Source organism: Hymenobacter sp. DG01 (genome assembly GCF_006352025.1).
GTDB lineage: Bacteria > Bacteroidota > Bacteroidia > Cytophagales > Hymenobacteraceae > Hymenobacter.
This window is the reverse complement of the sequence record NZ_CP040936.1, coordinates 2750727-2771253: the sequence shown is the minus strand read 5'-3', so window position 1 is coordinate 2771253 and position 20527 is coordinate 2750727. Positions and strand designations below refer to the sequence as shown.

The window sequence follows — 20527 nt, the reverse complement described above, 5'->3', positions numbered from 1 at the left end:
CGGCGGTAGCCGTGCTTTTACCGGGGCGGCTCGGGCACTTCCACCTCCAACTCAAAGTCGCGCTTGGGCGGGGCTTCGTTGTTGGTAGCATTCCGGTAGAGGAAGCGCAGGGTGGTTTTGCCGGGGTTCAGGGCCTGAAACTGAAATGTAACATCCTCTGCGTTTGCGGTCTTGGCTTTCTTCTTAGACTTCTTGCCTGCCGGGGCCGGCGTAGGCGTTACCAGCTGTATCACGTTATCGGCAATGGGCATTACCTCCCAGGTGTACTGTGCGCCGGCCGTGTTATCAAGTCGGATCTGCAGCTGGTCGCCCTTGTTTACTTTCACGCGGCTGTGGTTGCCATACTCCGTGATGTTCACGTTTTTAGCTACTCCCGGCTTATCAATGGTGATGAAAACGTGGAAGAAACCGCCCAGCGTGGAGTAGCCCGTGCCCGGCTGCGCCGATACCAGGGCCAGATCAAGTCCGCCCGTGCCGGTGGCCTGAAAGTGAATTTCGAAGGTAGCGGGCGCCCCCGGTACCCCGCTGCTCAGGCCGGGCAGGGTGTTGCTGGTGCCCACCGACAGCTGGCCGGGGTAGGTTTGGGTCAGGCGCCAGCCGAAGCGCGGCGAAATAGTGGGCAGCCGGATAATCAGCTGGTCGCCAACGGTGAGCTGCACCTGCTTGCCATTGTCGGCGGCCGTGAGCGTCACGATATCGGCTTGCGCCGTGAGGGGGAGTAGGGCGCCGCTCACAAGCAGCAGCAGAAGCAGCAGGCGCTTCGGTAGAAGGCGGGAAAGAGCAGAACCAGGTAGCATCGGCGGTAGGTTTCTCGGGTGAGGCAGGATTCAGTAACAGCAGCACAGCCGGCCACTTGAGGAAGCGCCGGCTGCGGTAAAAATGTGTACGAGTGCTGGTGGGAAAAGCTGCGGTTGAGCTACTTGGGGTTTGGGAATTCGCCCGCGTCTTAGGTTTCGTGTACTGTACAGCGAACCACTTTGCCCTCTCGGAACTCCAAGGTCAGGGCGTCGGCATCAATAGGAATAAGCTTTGGCGTCATGCCCAGATAATACTCCCAGTAGCCATCAGCTTGCTGATCCGGGGTTCCCAGCAGCGCGGCTACCTGGGCTTTAGTCAGGCCTACGAGCTGGTGAGAGGTCTGCAGATGCTCCACCATTTCGTAGCGCTTCATTTTGTCGGCCGCCCAGCCAGTGCTGGTGAAGTTGCGGTGCGGATAGTATAGGTACAGGCTCAGGGCCAGGTAAGCACCCGCCATGCAGAGCAGCGGCGTAGCACCGGCCTCTACCAAAGCAGCCGTGCGCTTCGGGTGTTCCTGCGCGAGGCTAAAGCGGCGAAGCAAAGCCCGCGTGCTTGCAAACACGACAATGAATAGGGGGGAAGCACAAAGCGCCAGCGCCGCGTAAAACAGCAGGTCGCTCCAGTCCTTTGCCGACATAATCTATAAGTTATCAGGATTGTATATACGGTTCAGGCTTTTCGCCGCAGCTTTACCCCCTTACCGCTGCCAACCGCCAAAGCCCTTGAGCGCTAGCGCGCCGTTTCCTCCCGGTAGCGCCGCGCCCGCAGCGTATCGAAACGCTGCTGCAAGTCTTCGGTGCTGACGAAGAACGCGGGGTTGAGGTCGGCGTCGCGCAGGGAGTCGAGCAGGGCTTTGGCTGGCTCATATTGCCGCTGGTTGATGAGCGCATCGGCCCGGCGTAGGGTCTGCTGGCCCCGGGCCGCCGCTTCGGGGCTGTCGGCTTCCCGCGTAACACGGCCCTGCCCATCGGTGCGGAAATAAAAGTAATAGCCCATCCATAGGATCATGCCGAAGAACATAACGGCTATGGAAATCAGAATAAGACGGAAGTTGATCATGATAGAGCGTGAAGACGAATTGTGAAATAGTAAAAGAACGTGTCATGCTGAGCGCAGCCGAAGCATCTCTACCGTAAGTAACTTAATCGTTACAACGAAGCGGTAGAAATGCTTCGGCTGCGCTCAGCATGACATGCCCTGGATTTGTCATTGATGCAAATGCTTACCGTACTCGCACCAGGCCACTGCCGGCGTAGCTGTGGTACTCGGCGTTGTACATGGCGTCGGCGCTGACGGGGCCGAGCTTGAAGGTGCCTTTGCTCACGGCGCGGCAGAGGTAGTAGAACGACTTGGGCGCGGTGGTAACGGTAGTGAACAGGTTAATCCGGTCGTCGCGCACGTCGAGGTAGTCAGGCTGGGCGGCGTCGGTGGCCCAGGTCAGGTCACGCACGGCCCCGATGCGCGGGTTCTCAATTTCCAGGCCGGCGGGCAGTAGGTCCGTAATAGCCACGTTCTTTACCTCACCCGCCGTTTCCGCTGATTGAATAGTGATTTTAACCACTACCAGGTCATTTTGCCTAAAAGAGGTAGAGCCCACCGAGTTGCCGTTGCGGTCCAGAAACTGGCGGCGCACTTGCAGGTAGGCGTCTTCCTCGCGCACCTGGCCGGTGGGCGAAATGCCCTCGGTTTCCCAGAAGTAGTAGAGGCTGCCTTTGCCGTTGGTGCGCAGCTGCAGCTGGCGGTTAGCCACATTGCTCACCGTGAGGTCCTTACCCGAGAAGTTGCCGATGGCCTTACCGTCGGCCAGCAGGCTAGCCGTAACGGTGCTGCCGGCGTTTTGGCGAGCCAGCTTACCTAGGGCCAGCAACGAGAAGGCGCGTTCCTGGGTGCTGAGCCAGCCGGCCTGCTTCACCTGGCGGCTGAGCTGGCGGGCGAGTTGGGTAACCTGGGGGTTAGCAGGGTCGGCGGCGAGCAGGGCGTTGAGCACCAGGGCTTCGTCGCGGATGGGGGAGGAGAAGGCCCCGTCGAGCTGGCGGCCGGCAATGCTGGGTGAGGCGCCGAACCGGGTGGGCACCGTGCTCTGGTAGCCGCGCTGGTTGCCGCTCAGAGCGAAGGCCGCGGCCAGCAGGTAGCGCGAATCCTCGGCCAGTTGAGGGCGGTTGGCTTTGTAATAGTTGAGGCCCACGGCATCGGGACGGCCGGCCAGGGCCAGCACGTAGAGCGAGTAGGCAATTTCCTTCTTCGCCAGCGTCACGGGCTGAATTACGCCGCCGGTCTGAATGATATTGTAGGTGTCGGTTTCGCGCTTGCGCACCCGGGCTTGCAGGTAACGCAGTACCCTATCGAGCACGTTCTTGTTTACATCGAATCCGGCTTGCTGAGCTTCCAGCAGGAAGTGAGCGGCGTAGGTGGTAGCCCACCAGTTGTCGTAGTCGCCGCCGGGCCAGTAGCTGAGGGAGCCGTTGTACATCTGCTGGGCTTCCACCTTCCGGACGGCTTCCTGCACGTGGTAGTTGGGGTTGAACAGGCCCGCCTTACCGGTTTTGCCGGTTTTCTGGCCTAGCGTGGCGGCTAAGTCGCCGTAGTATAGCTGCGGGAAAGCGGCCGACACGGTTTGCTCCAGGCAGCCGTAGGGGTATTGCAGCAGGTAGCGCAGGTCCTTGGCAAACTCCGTCATGGGGGAGCGGCTCACCACCAGCTGGCTCCGCAGCGACGAAGGCAGGAAGTCGGTTTTCAGGTTCAGCTGCTGGGCTGCGCCGCCCGTCACCACGCCCGCTCCCGTGCGCTTCTGCAGTGGTGAAGCAGGACGGACGGGTATCTCGATGGTTTCGGTGAAAAATTGGTAAGGATCAGAAGATACCTTCGACTTCTTAGGCTGCGGAGCTCCTATTTGTCTAACCCGAGCATTCATGCTTATTCGAGAATTTCCAATGTGTGTTGCTGCTACTCGAAAAACAACACGTTGCTCTCTATCAGGCGCTAAGTCAATTCGAAGGCCATGCAATTCTTCCTCATATATACCTCTATCACTCTTGTTAGGGTCTAGGTCGTCTTTAGTCTGAACCCGAATCAGAGGATCTTCAGAAGAATGTATGGACGTGGATATTCTTACGCCACCTATTATTCGATACTTCGTCGTGTTTGTCAGCGTTACGGGCACGTCAATTGTGTCGCCGGGGCTGAGGAAGCGGGGGAGAGCGGTGCTGATGACTACTGGGTCAGCGACACGCATGGTGTGCTCAGCGGAACCGAAGGCGTCGTTCTTGTAGGCCACGGCCATGATGCGCACGGCGCCGCTGAACTGGGGCACTTGCAGCTTGTAGCGCACCTTGCCGCTGGCATCGGCGGTGAGCACGCCGCTCCATTTGGCGAGCAGCTTCACGCGGCGGTTGGGCACGGGCGTGGTGCGACGCGAGAGGTCGTAACCGTCGCCGCCGGTGCTGCTGGTCCCTAGTTCGGGCAGCAGAAAGGGGTAGACGTCGTAGGCCTGTACTTCCAGGGCGCGCTTCTGGTAAAAGTAGCCGTAGGGGTCGGGCGTGCGGTAGTCCTTCATCTGCAGGATGCCCTCGTCCACCATAGCCAGCGTCACCTGGGCGCCGGGGGCGGTGGTAACTTCAATGGTCTGGGCAGTTTGGGAGCGGCTTTGGGCAGAGGCTTTGATGGCCACTTGCAGCTTGGCGCCGGGCTTTTCTACCGTGAGCGGCACGAAGCCGCGGGCCACCGTGAGGGGCAGACGGTTGTCCTTGATTTCGCGGATGGCGGTGGCTGTCACGTACACGTTGGGCACGTGGCCGGTGCGAATGGGAATGCTCACGCGGGCCGACTTCTCGTCGGTGTTCACGTAGAAGTGGTCCAGCACCCGGTCCCGCTCCACCGTCACGAGCACGCGACCGGGGAAGGGCGTTTTCAGCAGGAGGTTAGCCGTTTCGCCGGGCTGGTATTTGGGCTTGTCGGCCTCAATAGTCACCTCACCCTCGTTGTTTACCTCAAAGGAGTTGCTCTGGGTGTCGCCGTAGCCGTAGGCGTACACGCGCTGCGCCACGTACGTAATGGCTCCTGGTCTAGAAACGCGGATTTCGTATTCACCGGAGTAAGTCGGCGTGAAGTTCAGGCCAGCATCGGAGCCGCCGCTGGCTACCGTCACGTTGCGGCTCAACACCACCTGCTCACGCTTCTGCGAGTTGTAGATGTAGCGGCCGCCCTGGCGCTCAATCACCGTTTCCCAAAGCAGGCGCACCACGCGCACCGTTGCCTGGGCCGAGGTGGGCGTGCCGGCTGGCGTGAGAGCCACCAACTGCACGGGTAGGGCCTGGCGGGTTTGCACCAGCTCATCCATATTTTTCATCCCGAACAGTACCGGCTGGGTTTGCACCTCGAAAGTAGCTAGGCGGTTTACGGGGCGGCCGGTTTCATCGAATACTGTCGTGAAGGCCGCGCCTTCCAGAATGCCGAGGTCACTATAATCAGGCACTTCATAGGTGGCGGTGCCGCGGCCGGCGGCGTCGGTGGTGCCTTCGCGGGTGGTCTTCTCGAATCGGTCGGAAATCGGCGTGGAGACATGGTCGCCGTACTGGCCACGCTGCTTGTCGCCGCTGTTGATGGCGAAGGTGTAATCGGCGTAGTTTTTCGGGGTGAAGGGTTTTTCCTTGAGCGAGAATTCCACCTCAAACTTGCGGTCGGCGGCGGGCGGACCGAATAGGTTTTGGGCCGTAATCAGGGCCGAAACAGCTTGGCCGGGCTTCACGACTGGCCTAGACGACTTCACCGTCACTTTCATGCGGTCCGGAATAAACTCTTCCACCGAAATCTGACGGGAGGCTAGCAGCACGTCGTTGCCGGTCAGCACTTCCAGGGTATAGAGGCCGGTCATCACGGCGGGGGGTAGGAGGAAGCGCGCCTCGAAGGAGCCGGCCGCATTCAGCGTTTTCTGCAGGCTGGCGTACTCCTTGCCGGTAGGCAGCAGCAACCTGATTTTCACCGGCAGGCCCTTGGGCGGCGCCTGCCAATCCTCGGTCCGGATGACGGTGTTGGTCTGGATGGTGTCGCCGGGGCGGTACAGGTCCCGGTCGCCGTAGAGGAAGGCTTGGTAGCGTGCGGCGTTGCTTTGTAGGCCACCCACCTCGAAGCGGGACGTTTCTACGCGGCTGCGGCTCAGGTCGAGAAAGGTGAAGTCGTTGCCCTGCTGGGCCATCACCATGCCCAGCCGGAACCGGCCGTTCTGGGCTGTGCTATCGAATTTCGCTACCCCTTCGCCATTGGTAAGGCCGGTGCCCATTACTTGGTTGTTGGTACTGATAAAGCGCATTTCCACGCCGCTCAGGGCCTTGGCGTTGCGGATGGAGTTGGCAAATACCAGCGTGCTGCCGGCCTTGCCCTGCTTCACAATCAGCCCGATATCCGACACGGCCACCAGCTTGCTCACTTGCAGCCACTGGCGCTCAGTGTCCTGCACTTTAATGATGTAAAGGCCCTTTAGGCCACCGGCAAACTCCAGGTCCTTGAGGTTCAGGTTCAGCAGCCGCAGCCCCTGCGCCTTCGGTAGGCCCGACACGGTATAGGTGCGCTCCGTGAGCACGTTGCCCAGGTTCTCGACATCGTAATATTGGTAGGAGCGGTCCACGTATTCGCCCCCCTCGCTTTCCTCTTCCTCCCCCGAATCTTCACCGTCGTAGCCGGGGTAGCCGTACTGGGTGCCGCTACGCAACAGCTGCTGAATGTTGTTAGCGTAGACCTTGGCAATAGTCACTTTCACCTGACCTACCTCGTTGATGCGCACGCCCAGGTTGCGCGAACCCAGCGCATCGAGGTACATGGCCTTCTCGGCGCTGGCAAAGCTGATGGTGGGCCGCTCATCGGAGAAGCTCACCGTCTGGGTGAAATCTTCGCTGAGGTGTCCGCCCAGGCCACCCCGCAGCCCCTGGCGCAAGCTCACCTGGTAGCTTTTGCCCACCTCAAAGCCGCCCTTGAGCCGGAAGCCGCTTTCCAGTTCCTCCACCTCATAGGCCACCTGCGGCGACACCGACAACGCATTGCGCAAGTCGCCGGTTGTTACCGGCTGGTTGGTCAGGATGGTAATGACCGGGTCGGCCGATTGCAGGGTGCCCGTGATGGAGCGTATCTCCAGCTCCTCCGGATCGGGTACCTGCACCTGCTTTTCATAGTCGGAGGTAGAAGCTTGGTCGCTGCCCTGAGCACGCAGACCCTGGCCTAGCGCCACCGTGAGGGGGCTGCCGGGGCGCACCTGCTGGTTAAGGCTCACGCGCACCACCTGGCCCGGCTCCCCGCTCACCTCGAAGGCCACGGGCTGCCCGTTCTGGGTCACGCGCAGCAGGGGCTTCACATCGGCGGGTTTCACGCTGTAGTTGAAGGGTAGCTCCACGCGCATTTCGGCCGTGCCGGCGGCCCGCTCCGAGCGGCCCCAGAAGGCCTGGGGCTCCTGCAGCTGCAGGTAGGGCGTGTGAAATTTCTGGCGGTTCTCGGGCAGCTCCACGCTGCGTTTGCCTTCCGGCAGGGCCTCTTTGCGCAGGGTGGCCGTGAAGGCGGTGCTGGGCTTAAAGGGCGTGCTGGGCGAGAAAATCAATTCCCTGTCTGAAGTCCACTTGAACTTGCCGCGCATGGCTGGCTCGAACTTCACCACCTGCACCGTATCCCAACGGTCCTGCTGATCCTTATCGGCTACTGCGTCTGCAAACTGAAACACCAGATTCTGGTACGGGTCAATTTCCTCGCCGTTGGGGTCCGAAGTGGCATCGGAGCCCTGCTTAGAGCAGGCACACAGCAAAGCCAGCAGCACCAGCAGCGGCAGGCGAGAAACGGAGCGGAATAGCATGGATAGGGAGGAGCTTAGAAAGGACGCCGGAAGGTATAGAAAAACCAGAATCTATGATGTGGTTTAATACCTTGTAATTTGACTTTCGCCTCAATAACCAAGTTTGAAATATGCCGGTTACATTGCCCTTAGATGCATCAGATCAAGATATATTAGATGCAGTTCGCATATGGGTGAGGCTGCTAGAGCAGGAGAGGTACGAGGAGGCCTTCCAGTACACGTTTCAGGATCCTTATTATGAATGGACACCTGAACTAATGAGAGATGTTATTTATGGATATGGATTTCCGGAATACCAAGCTGAGGTAGAAATTTACAAGGTCACGGCAATAGAAGAAGCTGTAGAAGATGGCAATAATCCTTATGCAGAAGTAAACTTCCACATGCCTCGAAAACACAGGATTCCAGGTATATTGACTGTTGCAGAAATATGGTTCAGTCTGCCTCTTAATGGGAAATGGAGTGACGTAACGGCTATGCTCAACGTGTTGTATATGCCAACTTCTGTTTCTCTTGAATTACAAGAAATACACGTTTTTTAAACGCTTAAAGCAGGCCATAGTCTACTTTAACTGGCGCAAGTTTAGCGCCGCGTAACTCGTGATCAGCCCTGGAGGCTGTGCCTCCACTGCCACAACGCGGCAAGTCGGTGTTGCGCCAAACGGTTCGTTCAAGCGGGCGAGTTAAAAACTCGCGTCATACACCGGCACGAGTTACGCGGCGCTAAACTCGCGCCAGTTTGCGGGAAGTAGAGAGGATAGCTTGGCCGTATCTGTCTGTGGTTCGTTTACTGGACATACGACTTCTCTTCCCTAAGCTGATACCTCTATGGGTGCCGATCAAAACCGCCTTTACGCCGACGTGAAGTTCCTGACTTCACTGCAACCTGCCCGCCACTACCGTAACCTACGCTCATTGAACGCCGCCGCCGATTATATAAAAGCGGAGTTTAAGAAGCTACAAGTAGAAGATGGCGGCGTGGAAGAGCAGGGGTTTCGGGCAGATGGGCGGGAGTATCGGAACATTATTCTGGCCTTTGGCTCTCGTGACGCCCCGCGCCTAGTGGTAGGTGCCCACTACGATGTGTATGATGAAACGCCCGGCGCCGATGATAACGCCAGCGCCGTGGCGGGCTTGCTGGAAACTGCCCGCCTGCTGCACACCTACGGCTCCAACCTGAAATACCGCGTGGAGCTAGTGGCCTACCCCAATGAGGAACCGCCATACTTTGCCTCCGAGTATATGGGTAGCGCCGTGCACGCCAAGTCCCTGCACGAGGCGGGCGTAACGGTGCGCGCCATGCTCTGTTACGAAATGATTGGCTACTTCCGCGACGAGCCTGGCTCCCAGCGCTTCCCCAACGAGCAGCTGGCCGCCCGCTACCCCAATACCGGCAACTTCATCACGGTGGTGGGCCGCACGGGGCAGGAAAACTTTACCCAACAGATACAGGAGTTGATGCAGGCCAAAGCCGATATCGACGTGCAGCGCATCAACCTGCCCGCCGAAATGGGCCTGGCCGGCCTCTCCGACCACCGCAGCTACTGGGCCTACGGCTACGAGGCCGTAATGATTAACGACACCGCCTTCCTGCGCAACCCCCATTACCACCAGCCCTCCGACACCATTGAAACCCTGGACTTCCGGCGCATGGCGGAGGTAGTAAACGGGGTGTACGCCGCTATTCTGGGTTTATAGGCGAGTGTGGGGGTAGGGAGAATACCAATAATGCAAAAGCCGGAGCTGATTTGGGTTCAGCTCCGGCTTAGTGTTTAACTCAGCGAATCGGCGAGGGGGGCAGCCAGCGCGTCGGGTTCGGGCGGCCCGGTGGGGGTAGGGTCTGTAAACCGGCTCTTGAAACGGGCATAGAGAGCGTTCATGCCCAGCAGCAGCACCCCCATCAGAATAAAGACCACCGCGCGGGTAATGGTACCATGTTGCCGGAGGTCGATGAGCAGCAGCCGCCCGAAGCACAGCACGGTGCCGGCCAGAGAAGCATAGCGCAAATCCTGGCGACGCAGCAGCAGGCTACTGACAAAGGCCGCTACTACTTCCAGCATCAGAAGCACCGTGAGAATGGAACGGTCGAAGGTTTGCAGCAGCAGCAGCGTGAGCACCCCAAAGGCCGGGTACAGCAGTAGCGGAATCAGCACTTGAGTGGGCAGGCGGCCCAGGGCGGCCAGCGGCGCCAGCAGGCGTGGCCAGGTAGCCGCCACCAGGCTGGGGAAGTGCTGTAGTGCCACCGCCGCGTATGCAAACAGGCCCAGGGTAGCGCCCATGGTAGTTAGGCCCGCGAGGGTGAGCAACTGGCCCGGTGCCAAGTAGGCCAGAGCCACGTAGCTGCTGCTCAGCACGGCCGCCCCAAAGAACAGCAGCCCGTACACCCGTACCCGCCGCAGGCGCAGGGGAAGGTAGCGCCCGCCCAGGGTGAGGGCAAATGCCAGCAGCAGCCAGAGCGGAGCGTGCCACGCGGCCCGGATCTCCTGCCACGCCGTGAAGCTGCCGAACAGCAGCGCTACTTCCGGAAGTAAGGGGTGCAGGTAGCGCCAGGAGTGGTACACCGGGGCGGTGGCGGGTGGGCGCTGCCAGGCCCAGCCGGCCACCATCAGGAGCAATGCCGCCGCCGTAACACGCCGCACGGGCAGGCCCAGCAGCACATCAGCAGAATGAGTAGCCAGCAGCGCAAAGTGCCCCACGAAAGCAGCCGTCAGCAGCAAGTATGCCAGGTGCAGCAGATAACTATCGGGCGAGCCGGCGCGGCGCAGGGCCTCAGCCTGCGCAAAGCGGCGGCGCACTACCTGGGCCGCCAGGGCCAAGCCCGCCGCCAGGCCGGTCCAGGCCAGCACCGGCAGCGCCTCGGTGCTGGGAGCTAAAGTTGCCCACGCTCCCAGCAGCAGCTGCAGGCCACCCAAATACAGCCAGGGCCAGCGTACGTGCTGCTGCCGGGCCGGCCACCACGAGCAGAACAGGCCTGCTGCGGGCAGAGCCAACAGCGGCAGCAGGTAAGCCAGCACTGCCCCCGGCCGGAACACAGGGCCAGCCGGCAGTACGTGACTCCACTGCAGCACCTGGTAGCCAAGGGCTGCGCCGGCTACCCCGCTCCACAAGCCCGGTACCTTCCCTACCCGCCGCACCACGAGCAAACCAGCACCCAGAGCGGCCGCTACCCAGCCGGCCCAGGTATGCTCGTACACCAGCCCCCCGGCTGTCAGCAAGTGCAGCCCCATCAGCAGGCTAAGCAGGTGCAGGCGGTAAGTGGGGGTAGGGCCCGTCGGCAGGGCATCGTGCATGGGGGCACGGCGCCAGCGCAGCAGCACCTGGGTGCCCAGGGTGGCCAGCGCCGCCCCTACCAGCAGCAGGGCCCGCAACGGGTCGGCAAGCAGGCCGGTTTGGTACACCAGAATTGGCAAAACGGCGGCCAGGCCCAGGGCTAGGTACAGCTGAATCCGGTACACCAGTAGCTCGGCCCGCCAGGCCAGCCAGACGGTCATCAGCAGAACTTCCAGATAAAGCAGGGTGCTGGTTGCGGGCCAAGGCAACCCCGCTTCATGCAGACCCAGCACGGCCAGCATCAGTAGCAGCTGACCCAGCAGCAAGTGAGCCGGCCGGAACCAGCCGAGGCTGCCGCGTAACCACGCCGCCAGCCCAAACACCACGGCGGCCGTTGCCACCGTGCCTCCAACCAAAGCGGCTACCGGCGGCTGAGCCCTCTCAAACAGTGCCTGCCCCAGTAACCCCGCCCCGGTCAGATACACCAGTACCGTGAACAGCTGCAGGCTCGTGTGGAGGCGTTGGGCAGAAACCGACGCCAGCACCAGCCCAAGGCGGGGCAGCCGTAGGGGCAGGGCCAGCAGCGCCGAGCTGCTTACCCCCACCAGCATCAGCCGCACCAAGCGCAGATGCAGTTCAGTTTCCGGCACCACCCGGAAGGCCTGGGTAGAGGCCAGCAAAAACCAGCCCCCGCTGAGCAGGGCTGCCCCGGCCAGCAACCTGCCGAGCGCGGCCTCTCCGTACCAGGCCAGGGCACCGGCCAGCACCAGCGTTTCCAGGTAGAGCAGGGCGGCCGTGGCCGGCCAGCTCAGGCCCAGCTTGTGCAGCCCCAGAATGGTAACGGCCACCAGCACCTGCGCGCACAGGTAGTGCATGCTCCGAAACCAGCCCGGGTAGCCGCGCAGCCACCAGGCTATGCCAGATAATACCCCGGCGGCCGCAAAAGCCCCGCCCAGCAACGGTACCACCGGTGGATGCGGTACGCCAAACAGTGCCCGCAGAAGCAGCAGAGCGGTGCCCAGGTAGAGCCCGCCTACCATCAGCCCGAAACCCTGGTACAACTCGCGCCCAATCAGGCCCCCTGGGCCGTCGGGCGCTGACTGGCGCTGCAGCAGGTGGTAGTACCCCGCCCCAATCAGCCCCGCCAACAGCAGCAAAAAGGCATTCCGGTGCAGTTCAGCGGGCGAGTACGGAACTATCTGGCTGATGTTGAGCACCAGCAGAATTACCGCCGCCAGCAGGGCGCCTACCATGGCCACCTGCGACACCATCGTTTCGTTTTCCCGCGCCATAATGAAGGCCACCAGCAGCGTTTCCAGGAGCATGAACAGCAGAATCAGCGAGCCGGAAGCATGCCAGCCCTGCAGCGAGAAGGCCGTGAACAGCGCCAGGGCCAGGGAAATGAGGCTGTCGGTACGAAACAGCCACGCTATACCCAGTTGCCGCGCCCGGCGGGCTACGCCAAAGGTGAGCAGGGCCCCCAGACCCAGCGGCACCGTTTTCCAGGGCGAGCCGGTGCTATACAGGTACAGATTGATGCCCAGGCACGTCCAGTTCAGGAGGTGCGCCGAGAACAGCAGGCCATCAAAACGGGTGCTGGCGTACACTTTGCGGTATTGAACCACAGCCGCTGCTACCCCTACTAGCAGCACGAGGCCCAGGGCCCCCAGCCGCAATCCGCCCGTGAGCGGTCCGGTAGCAGTCAGGGAAGAGTGCCAGTAATAATGGAAGGCAAAGAAGCTGATAATGCTCAGTAGCAGCTGATATTTCCAGCGCTGCCGGTAGGTAATACCAATGCTGAACGCCGTTACGCCGGCTGCCGCCCCAAGGGTCAGGAGGGTGTGGGGCAATACGGCCAGGGCTACCAGGCTCAGGACCCCGTGCAAAGTAGCCACCGACTCCCGACTCGCGTCCCAGGCCAGCCACAGGTTGGCGGCTACCCCGCTCAGGAGCAGCAGGTAGCTCAGGGGTGGGCCCGCCCATTGTAGCCCCGGCACGCTTACTGCGCCTACGCAGGCAAACAGGAACACAGCCGCCGCGCTGCTTTGCAGCCATACGTGCAGTCGGGCCGCAAACGGCTTGGGCCGCAGGTAGTAGTGCAGGGCCAGCAGCACGGCTGCAAAAGCCGAAATCATGCTGAAGCGGGCGGGGGCGCTTACCCGCAGGGCCGTGTACACCCCCAGAAAACCAATGCCCGTTACCAGCACAATGGCCCCGAGAATACCCGTCCAGTTGTCGAGCAGCAGCTGCTCAGCCCGGTTCCACCAGGTGGGGCCGGCCGGCTCGGTGGCTACCGGAGCCGGCGCTGAGGGCTTGGAAGCCTGGGGTGGGGTAGGAGCTTCCGCACGAACCGTTTCCGTGGTGACGCCCGCCGAAGCAGACACCGGAATAACTGGCTCCAGTGGTGGTGAGGAAGCAGCGGCCGCCACGAGGGGCACCGCTGGCTCCGCCGGTACCGGAGCCACAACTGTCGGGGTAGGAGCGGGCTCTGCAGCCGGCGTAGGCGGCGCTACGGGTGGCGCTACGGATGGCACCGAAGCCGCAGCGGCCAACGGAGCCGGTGGTACTGGCACTACCGGCGACGGCGGTGGGATAGTCACGGCGGGCGGCGTAACCGGCGGAGTGAGGACAGGCACCAGAGTAGGAGCCTGATACCGCTCCCGGATGGTTGGCGGCACCAGGGCCGCCGTTGCAGGCATGCCTGAAGCCGGAACATCTGCCACGGTGGGTGCCAGGCCAGCGCTCAGGCGCTGCAGCTCCTCGTGCAGCTCGAGCACGGTAGTTTGCAGGGCCAGGTGCTCGTCTTCGCGCTGTTGCAGCCGCTCATTTAGCTCCTGCACGCGCCTGGTATTCTTCTGATACAGCAAAGCCACCACTATGGTGACCAGCATCAGCAGGGAAGTACCCATGGATGAAGAACAGTAAAGGATAAAACACAACTGGCTGCCGGCAAGCAGCCCATAATGGTGTGGGCCGGGCGCGGCCGGTAGTAAAGCCGCCGCCATAGCTCACAGTAGTATAGGGACTGAAACCTACAAATTACTCTTGGCATATTTATCAATTTGATGCCAAAATTTTATACATATTTTTTTCTGATTGGCCCTTGGAAGCCGCTAAGGGTGGGTTAAGTCTCTTGCCTTGCCGGGGCATTCCGCTACCTTCCGGCCATGCTTTCCCACCCACACGAGATATTTCTGGAGGTAGCCCGGCAGCTTAGCTTCACCAAGGCGGCGCAAACCCTGTTCCTGAGTCAGTCGGCGGTTAGCAAGCAGGTGAAAGCCCTGGAGGAGCACTACAAAACCGGGTTGTTTGAGCGCCTGGGCAACAGCATCCAGCTCACGCCGGCCGGCGAGCTACTGTACCGCAAGCTGCTGCTGGCCCGGCAGCTGCAGCACGAGCTGCACCAAGAGTTTACGGAGCTCAGCCCCACGTTCTCGCCGCAGGTGCACATGGTTATCGGGGCCAGTACCACCATTTCACTTTACGTTATTCCGCCGGTGCTTTCGGCCTACCTGGGCCGCTACCCGCATACCCAGCTCACGCTCAAAAACCGCAACTCCGAGAACATCCTGAAGGCCTTGCTGGAGCACGAAATCGACCTGGGCATCATCGAGGGGATTCATAAAGTCAGCAACGTCACGTACACGCCTCTGCTCACCGACGAGGTAGTGGCCGTGTGCTCCGGCCGCAACCCTCTGCACCGGCAGGAGCTGCAGGCCCAGGACTTGCGCCGGATTCCGGTGGCTTTGCGCGAAACAGGCTCGGGCACGCTAGCCGTACTGGAAGAGGCGCTGGCCGAAAAAGGAATCCGCCTCACCGATTTGCCAGTGAAAGTGCGGTTGGGCGGTACCGAGGCCCTCAAGAACTTTGTGCGCGTTGATACCTGCCTGGCTTTTCTGCCCCGCCAATCCGTAATGAAAGAGCTGGCGGCGGGGGAGCTGGTAGAAGTACCTATTCAGGACCTGAACCTGGTGCGCCACTTCGATTTCGTGCAGCGCAAGGGCACCGAGAATAATCTGCCCTACAAAGAATTCGTGCAGTTCGCGCGCCGCTATTATTCCAAACAGGAATAGCCTATTCCAATTTGCCGTTTGTAAGCGGCATAGGCTCAGGGCAGTTTTGCGTTGAACTCCACGCTATGACCACCCTCCTCGCTACCACCTCGCGCCTGCAAAAGCTGCACTGCGCCGCCTGTCGCGCCCCGTATTCCGCCTTTGGCCTGCAGCGCGTTTCCGACTGCTGCGCCCAACCCCTGATAGCCGACTACGAGTTGCAGGAACCACTATCGAAAACCGCAGGCATCCGGCCCCAGGACAACTCGATGTGGCGCTACGCCGCCTTGCTACCCCTCCTCGACGAGGCAAACCGGGTAAGTCTGGGCGAGGGCTGGACGCCGCTGCTTTCCCTGCCCCGACTGGCGGCCCGCTACGGTTTTCAGGATCTGCAACTTAAAGACGAAGGCCAGAACCCTACCGGCTCCTTTAAGGCTCGTGGCCTGAGCATGGCCATTTCCAAGGCTAAAGAGTTGGGCGTTACGGGCTGCATTATCCCTACGGCGGGCAATGCGGGGGTAGCCATGGCCGCCTACTGTGCCCGGGCCGGCATGCGGGCCGTGGTGGTGATGCCGCGCCACACTCCCCAGGCTTTTAAGGAGGAATGCTACTGGTACGGGGCCGAGGTGCACTTGGTGGATGGCCTGATTAACGACTGCGCCGCCCGGGTGCGGGAGTTGAACGCAGCCGGTGAGTTGCTCGATGTTTCAACCCTCAAAGAGCCCTACCGCCTCGAAGGCAAGAAAACCATGGGCTACGAAATTGCCGAGCAGCTGAACTGGGAGTTGCCCGATGTGCTGCTGTACCCTGCTGGCGGCGGCACGGGGCTCATCGGTATCTGGAAAGCCTTCCGCGAAATGCAGCAGCTGGGTTGGCTGCCCGCCGGCCTGAAGCTGCCGCGCATGGTAGCGGTGCAGGCCGCCAATTGCTGCCCGCTGGTTGAAACCCGGGCCGGGCGGCAGGCCAACTGCCACGCCTACGTAGGGCAGCCTACCATTGCCAACGGCCTGGCCGTGCCCCGCCCCCTGGGGGAGCCCCTGATGCTGGAAGTCCTCAACGAGTCGAAAGGCTTGGCCCTACCCATCACCGACAAGCAAATGCTGGAAGGCCTGCGCGAGTTGGGCAAGGAGGAAGGCTTGTTTGTAGCACTCGAAGGAGCGGCTGTCTGGATGGCAGCGCGTCACCTGCTGAGCACCGGCTGGCTGCGGCCCGAGGAGCGGGTACTGCTGCTCAATACCGGCTCGGCGCAAAAATACCTGGAGAATATTGTGGGTCAGGCTTAAAGCAGCACGAGCCGCACCAAGCATACATAAGCGGCGTCAATACTAAAGCAAGCCTTCATAAACAGAAGCTACCTGGGGCAGGTGAGCCGTTATCCTATAAGATAACGGCTCACCTGCCCCAGGTAGCTTCTGTTTTGATAATAGTCTATGCAATTTGAAGGGGTGTAGTGACTATTTGATAGTATTTATGATCAAGCGGCGTATTATTTCAGGGTCATAAATTAAATTTAAGGTACGTTTATGATATATTGACCTTGAAAAAGATGGTGTATTCTGAAAAAGCGCGTAATGAACAATAAAGCAACCTCTTTCCGTCCGGGCCTTAGCTTACTAATGCTGGGAGTTCTACTAGTACTGGCCCTGGTAGCGGCTCTGGTAGAGGTGCCGCACCCCGCCGCCGCACCCGGCTCGCTCAATGCCGCCGATGTAGCCTGGATGCTGACGGCTACCGCCTTTGTGCTCATTATGACCCCTGGGCTGTCGTTTTTTTATGGGGGCATGGTGCGGCCCAAAAATGTTATCAGTACCATGCTGCAAAGCTTCGTGGCGCTGGGCGTGGTGTCGGTGCTCTTTTACTTCGTGGGGTTCTCCCTCTGCTACGGCGACTCCTGGTACGGCCTCATCGGCGACCCGCGCACGTTTGCGCTGCTGCGTAACGTAGGCACGGCTCCCAACCCGGTCTTCGCCGCGAGCATCCCGTTTATTCTCTACTTCGCCTTTCAGCTCAAGTTTGCCATTATCACCCCGGCCCTCATTACCGGCTCCTTTGCCGAGCGGGTGCGGTTCAAGGGGTATCTGGCCTTCATGGTGCTGTTCAGCCTGTTCATTTACTGCCCGCTGGCCCACTGGACCTGGCACCCCGAGGGCTTCCTGCGCAAGTGGGGTGTGCTCGATTTTGCCGGCGGCACGGTGGTACACATTTCAGCTGGGGTGGCCGCCCTGGCCGGCGCTATGGTGCTGGGTCGCCGTTCTACCAGCCTGCGCACCTCGTCTTTCTCTACCCCCAATGTGCCCTACGTACTGCTGGGCACGGGGCTGCTGTGGTTTGGTTGGTTTGGGTTTAACGCCGGCTCAGCGTTAGGCGCCAACGAGCTGGCGGCCCTCTCCTTCGTAAATACCAACCTGGCCTCGGCCGCCGCCCTTATTGCCTGGCTGCTGATTGAGGTAGCCCGGGGCGGCAAGCCCACGGCGGTAGGGGCCTGTACCGGGGCCGTGGTGGGGCTGGTGGCCATTACGCCCGCGGCCGGCTACGTGGGGTATGGGCAAAGCATTTTGTTCGGGGTGCTGGCCGCCCTCATCAGCCACGCCGCCGTGCACTGGCAGAACTCGCGCACTACCATCGACGACACCCTGGACGTGTTTCCCTGCCACGGCCTGGGCGGCATTGTGGGCATGCTGCTCACGGGGGTGTTTGCCGATAAGGTGGGGCTGGTTCATGGTTCCTTTACTACGTTCGGCTACCACCTGCTGGGTCTGGTCATCGTTATTGCCTATTCGTTTGGCGGCGCCTGGATTTTATTGAAAATCACCGACCGTATCTTCGGATTGCGCGTAAAAGTGCAGGAAGAGGAGTTGGGCCTGGATTTAAGCCAGCACGAGGAATCCACCTACCACATCGACGAAGAATTTGAGCGCACGTACCGGCGCGAACTAACACCGGAAAATGCGTAACGAAAACGCCTGCCGCTACAGCCTCAGGGCGGGGAATCCGGAGGCCGCCTCTCCGGCAGCAGGTTCAATGGAAGGGTGAGAGGCATTACAGGAAAAGGCCACCGGCGGGGAATCCGGTGGCCTTTTCTTATGCGTGGTAGTGGCCCTGCGCCCGCTAGCTCAGGGCCGTGGACCAGAGGTACACCAGCCAGATAACGAAGAGCAGCCCCACCAGTCCCTTTTCTATTCCCGCTTCTGGCAGCAGGAAGCTGGCTCCGGTACCGGCTACCCCCAGCACCAGCAGCAAGGCAGCGGCCACCACGGCCCAGGTGCGGGCCCGGCGGGTGGCGTGGGGCCGCAGCGCCACCGTCAGCGGGAACAGGCTTGCCAGCAGGCTGCCGCCCAGAATGCCCAGCCCGTGCAGGGGCGTGAACGTAGCCGTGGTGAGCAGAACCGTAGCGCCCAGCAGCACTCCGGCAAAAGCCAAGGCCTGCCGCTTCTGCGGCTCCGAAAGAGCGTGGCGGCCGTAGGGGTTCAGCAGCAGCAGCCCATTGAACATGGGGTCGGCAAACCAGCTCATGAACACCAGAGGTAGGTAAATGGGCAGCAACACCGGCACAAACCGCACCAACACGTACAGCCCAATGAATAGCAGGCGTCGCATGCCGCCGCCCAGCTTTTCCGTCCAGACGGTGAAGCGCAGGAAGGCCCGGTACAGCCAGTACTGCGCCTTCAGCGACTCTACCAGCCCTTCGCGGGCGTAGTTGGAGGTAGGCTGCCGACGCAGGGCGTCGCGGAAGTGCTCCAGGGCCGCGCGGTGGCGGCCGGCCTCCAGGGCTACCCAACCAGCGTCGGCATGGGTGCCGGCATCGTCGGGGTCGTAGCGCAGGGCGGTTTGCAGGGAGGCCTCGGCATCCTGGGCGCGGCCGAGGCGGGCCAGGCAACGGCCCCGCAACCCTAGGCAGTCCACATGCTCGGGGTCGTAGGCCAGGCCCATTTCGGCGGCCCGCAGCGCACCTTCCCACTGCCCCCGCTGAAACCGAATCAGGCCGAGGGTGTGGTGGTAGTTGGGGTCGGTGGGGTCGAGGCGAAGGGCTTCTTCAATAGCTTCCTGAGCCTCGTTGAGGCGGTGCTGGCGCTGGTGGGCTAGGCTGAGCAGGTAGTAAGCAAAGTCGAACTCCGGGGCCAGGCCAATGGCAATTTCGATGTGTTCCTGTCCCTCGGGTAACTGCCCCAAGTCCAGCAGGGCCATGCCCAGCCAGGCATGGGCCAGGGCATCGTTGGGCTCCTGGCGCAGAATGCAGCGCAGCTCCTGCTCGGCCTGTGCCGCCCGGCCCTGGCGCAGCAGCAGTAAAATCCGGTCGGGCCAGTTGGCTTGTTCCATGGGGGTAGGAGAGGGTCGGTCAGGGAGAGAATAAAAGCGAGAAGCGTTACTCGGGCACGGAGGAAGGCGTGTGCCCGCGTTGGCGGCGCAGCCACACGCCCAAAACAAGGGCTAGCACCCCCAGTAGGAGCAGGATGACCTCCTCCGGTACGGTGTCAAGCCAAAGCCGGAATGCCACAATCAGCCCCAGTACAAGGAGCCCCGCGCCCACCTCCAGCGCCACCCGGACCACGGTGGTGCGGCGCGAGTGCTGCCGCAGCAGCCGTACATCGGGGTGCAGCCGCCACTGCACGGTAGCGTAAAGCATAGCCAGCAGCAAGGGCAGACAAAACACGGCTATCAGCGGCAACATTACCAGATACAGCTGTAGGAAAGCACGCGGCTTACCTTTTTTCAGGTTTTGCTGCACCGCCTCCGACCACGCGTCAAGCCGCAGCAGCTGCCGCTTGAGCCAGTAGCTGTGCTGGGCAAGCTGTTCTATTGCCCGCTGCGTATCGGGGTTGCCGGGCTGCAGGTGCCAGGCTTGCCAGAAGTAGGCACGGGCCGCTTCTGCCTCCCCGCGCTGCCGGGCCGCCTGCCCCAGCTCAGCCAACAGAGGCAACAGTTTTTGTTGTGCCCGGGTGCTGTGGGGGTGGAGCCGAAGCGCTTCCTGCAGATGAGAAGCCGCTGCCACGGTGTGACCCTGGCGCTCCGCTTCTTCTCCCAACAGGTAGTGCGCCAGGAAAGAGGTAGGGTGCCACCGGGCCAGCTGCCCGATTGTCTGAGTTGCGGCCTCCTGCCGGTGCAGGGCTTTCAGGGCCCGAATACGCTGGTACAGGCACTCCAGATGCCCCGGGTTATAAGCCAGGCCAGCATCCGCCACCTGCAGGGCCTGCTCGGGCTGCCGGCGGGCATTCAGGATAACGGCCTTGTAGCCGAAATACGTGGCGTTGCGCGGGTTAAGGCGCAGTGCCTCGTTAATGGCCTGCAGGGCGGCAAACGGCTGGGAGCTGCGCAGCAGCGCCACGCTCTGGAAATAGTGTGCATCAGGCTGCTGCGGGTCCAGGCCAATGGCCTCCCGAATGGCAGCTTGTGCCTCGGCTTCCCGGCCGGGCAGGTTGAGCAGCACCAGGCCCAGCAGCTCGTGGGCGGCGGCATCCAGCGGATGAAAAGCCAAGTGCCGCCGCACCAGCTGCTCAGCCTGCTCCGGCCGGCGCACGGCCAGCAGATGCTGCACCGCCTCCTGCCATTTAGTAGCGCGGACTTCTTCCATCGGCTCCTG

12 protein-coding genes are annotated in these 20527 nt (G+C 61.5%); 5 read left to right on the top strand and 7 right to left on the bottom strand.

The genetic code is table 11. From position 1 onward, the window contains the following. Positions 1-17: 17 nt before the first annotated feature. The 4 genes from FGZ14_RS11675 to FGZ14_RS11660 form a co-directional block, all read right to left on the bottom strand. Complete coding sequence (locus FGZ14_RS11675) at positions 18-797, bottom strand: protease inhibitor I42 family protein (RefSeq protein WP_139924436.1); 780 nt, start codon at positions 795-797, stop codon at positions 18-20. A gap of 149 nt (positions 798-946) precedes the next feature. Beyond that, positions 947-1435: an outer membrane protein assembly factor BamE gene (bamE, locus tag FGZ14_RS11670; RefSeq protein ID WP_139924435.1), complete on the bottom strand. Its 489-nt coding sequence runs from the start codon at positions 1433-1435 to the stop codon at positions 947-949. Between the two features lie 92 nt (positions 1436-1527). Further along, positions 1528-1857, bottom strand: a complete 330-nt coding sequence (locus tag FGZ14_RS11665; RefSeq protein WP_139924434.1) for a hypothetical protein — start codon at positions 1855-1857, stop codon at positions 1528-1530. A gap of 163 nt (positions 1858-2020) precedes the next feature. Beyond that, a complete protein-coding gene (locus FGZ14_RS11660; RefSeq protein WP_139924433.1) occupies positions 2021-7627 on the bottom strand; it encodes an MG2 domain-containing protein in 5607 nt (1868 codons plus the stop codon). A gap of 110 nt (positions 7628-7737) precedes the next feature. Between FGZ14_RS11660 and FGZ14_RS11655 the strand changes: the two genes are divergently transcribed. Beyond that, on the top strand, positions 7738-8169 hold the full coding sequence (locus tag FGZ14_RS11655) for a hypothetical protein (RefSeq protein WP_139924432.1): 432 nt from the start codon (positions 7738-7740) through the stop codon (positions 8167-8169). 286 nt (positions 8170-8455) lie between these two features. Then, positions 8456-9325 (top strand): M28 family peptidase, encoded by an 870-nt coding sequence (locus tag FGZ14_RS11650; RefSeq protein WP_139924431.1) that lies wholly within the window; start codon positions 8456-8458, stop codon positions 9323-9325. A 74-nt stretch (positions 9326-9399) separates the two neighbouring features. Here FGZ14_RS11650 and FGZ14_RS11645 read toward each other — a convergent pair whose 3' ends face one another. After that, positions 9400-13806 carry a DUF2339 domain-containing protein gene (locus tag FGZ14_RS11645; protein ID WP_139924430.1) on the bottom strand — a complete coding sequence of 1469 codons (4407 nt, stop codon included), beginning with the start codon at positions 13804-13806 and terminating at the stop codon, positions 9400-9402. Between the two features lie 258 nt (positions 13807-14064). On the opposite strand from FGZ14_RS11645, the gene FGZ14_RS11640 reads away from it, so the two are divergent. The 3 genes from FGZ14_RS11640 to FGZ14_RS11630 all read left to right on the top strand — a co-directional run bounded on the left by FGZ14_RS11640 (position 14065) and on the right by FGZ14_RS11630 (position 17903). Continuing rightward, entirely contained in the window at positions 14065-14970 is a 906-nt protein-coding gene (locus FGZ14_RS11640; protein WP_139924429.1) for a LysR family transcriptional regulator, read from the top strand. Positions 14971-15035: 65 nt separating this feature from the next. Then, positions 15036-16232 (top strand): threonine synthase, encoded by a 1197-nt coding sequence (locus tag FGZ14_RS11635; protein ID WP_139924428.1) that lies wholly within the window; start codon positions 15036-15038, stop codon positions 16230-16232. A 333-nt stretch (positions 16233-16565) separates the two neighbouring features. Further along, a complete protein-coding gene (locus tag FGZ14_RS11630; RefSeq protein WP_139924427.1) occupies positions 16566-17903 on the top strand; it encodes an ammonium transporter in 1338 nt (445 codons plus the stop codon). A gap of 154 nt (positions 17904-18057) precedes the next feature. Here the strand turns inward: FGZ14_RS11630 and FGZ14_RS11625 are convergent, their stop codons facing one another. Together FGZ14_RS11625 and FGZ14_RS11620 are read right to left on the bottom strand one after the other, a co-directional pair. After that, positions 18058-19266, bottom strand: a complete 1209-nt coding sequence (locus FGZ14_RS11625; protein ID WP_139924426.1) for a tetratricopeptide repeat protein — start codon at positions 19264-19266, stop codon at positions 18058-18060. Between the two features lie 46 nt (positions 19267-19312). Next, positions 19313-20518, bottom strand: coding sequence for a tetratricopeptide repeat protein (locus FGZ14_RS11620; protein WP_139924425.1), 1206 nt, complete (start codon positions 20516-20518; stop codon positions 19313-19315). Positions 20519-20527: the final 9 nt, after the last annotated feature.

Bases quoted from the DNA above. Each gene is read 5' to 3' on its own strand.
- FGZ14_RS11675 (WP_139924436.1), bottom strand. From the start codon at position 797: ATGCTACCTGGTTCTGCTCTTTCCCGCCTTCTACCGAAGCGCCTGCTG.
- bamE (WP_139924435.1), bottom strand. From the start codon at position 1,435: ATGTCGGCAAAGGACTGGAGCGACCTGCTGTTTTACGCGGCGCTGGCG.
- FGZ14_RS11665 (WP_139924434.1), bottom strand. From the start codon at position 1,857: ATGATCAACTTCCGTCTTATTCTGATTTCCATAGCCGTTATGTTCTTC.
- FGZ14_RS11660 (WP_139924433.1), bottom strand. From the start codon at position 7,627: ATGCTATTCCGCTCCGTTTCTCGCCTGCCGCTGCTGGTGCTGCTGGCT.
- FGZ14_RS11655 (WP_139924432.1), top strand. From the start codon at position 7,738: ATGCCGGTTACATTGCCCTTAGATGCATCAGATCAAGATATATTAGAT.
- FGZ14_RS11650 (WP_139924431.1), top strand. From the start codon at position 8,456: ATGGGTGCCGATCAAAACCGCCTTTACGCCGACGTGAAGTTCCTGACT.
- FGZ14_RS11645 (WP_139924430.1), bottom strand. From the start codon at position 13,806: ATGGGTACTTCCCTGCTGATGCTGGTCACCATAGTGGTGGCTTTGCTG.
- FGZ14_RS11640 (WP_139924429.1), top strand. From the start codon at position 14,065: ATGCTTTCCCACCCACACGAGATATTTCTGGAGGTAGCCCGGCAGCTT.
- FGZ14_RS11635 (WP_139924428.1), top strand. From the start codon at position 15,036: ATGACCACCCTCCTCGCTACCACCTCGCGCCTGCAAAAGCTGCACTGC.
- FGZ14_RS11630 (WP_139924427.1), top strand. From the start codon at position 16,566: ATGCTGGGAGTTCTACTAGTACTGGCCCTGGTAGCGGCTCTGGTAGAG.
- FGZ14_RS11625 (WP_139924426.1), bottom strand. From the start codon at position 19,266: ATGGAACAAGCCAACTGGCCCGACCGGATTTTACTGCTGCTGCGCCAG.
- FGZ14_RS11620 (WP_139924425.1), bottom strand. From the start codon at position 20,518: ATGGAAGAAGTCCGCGCTACTAAATGGCAGGAGGCGGTGCAGCATCTG.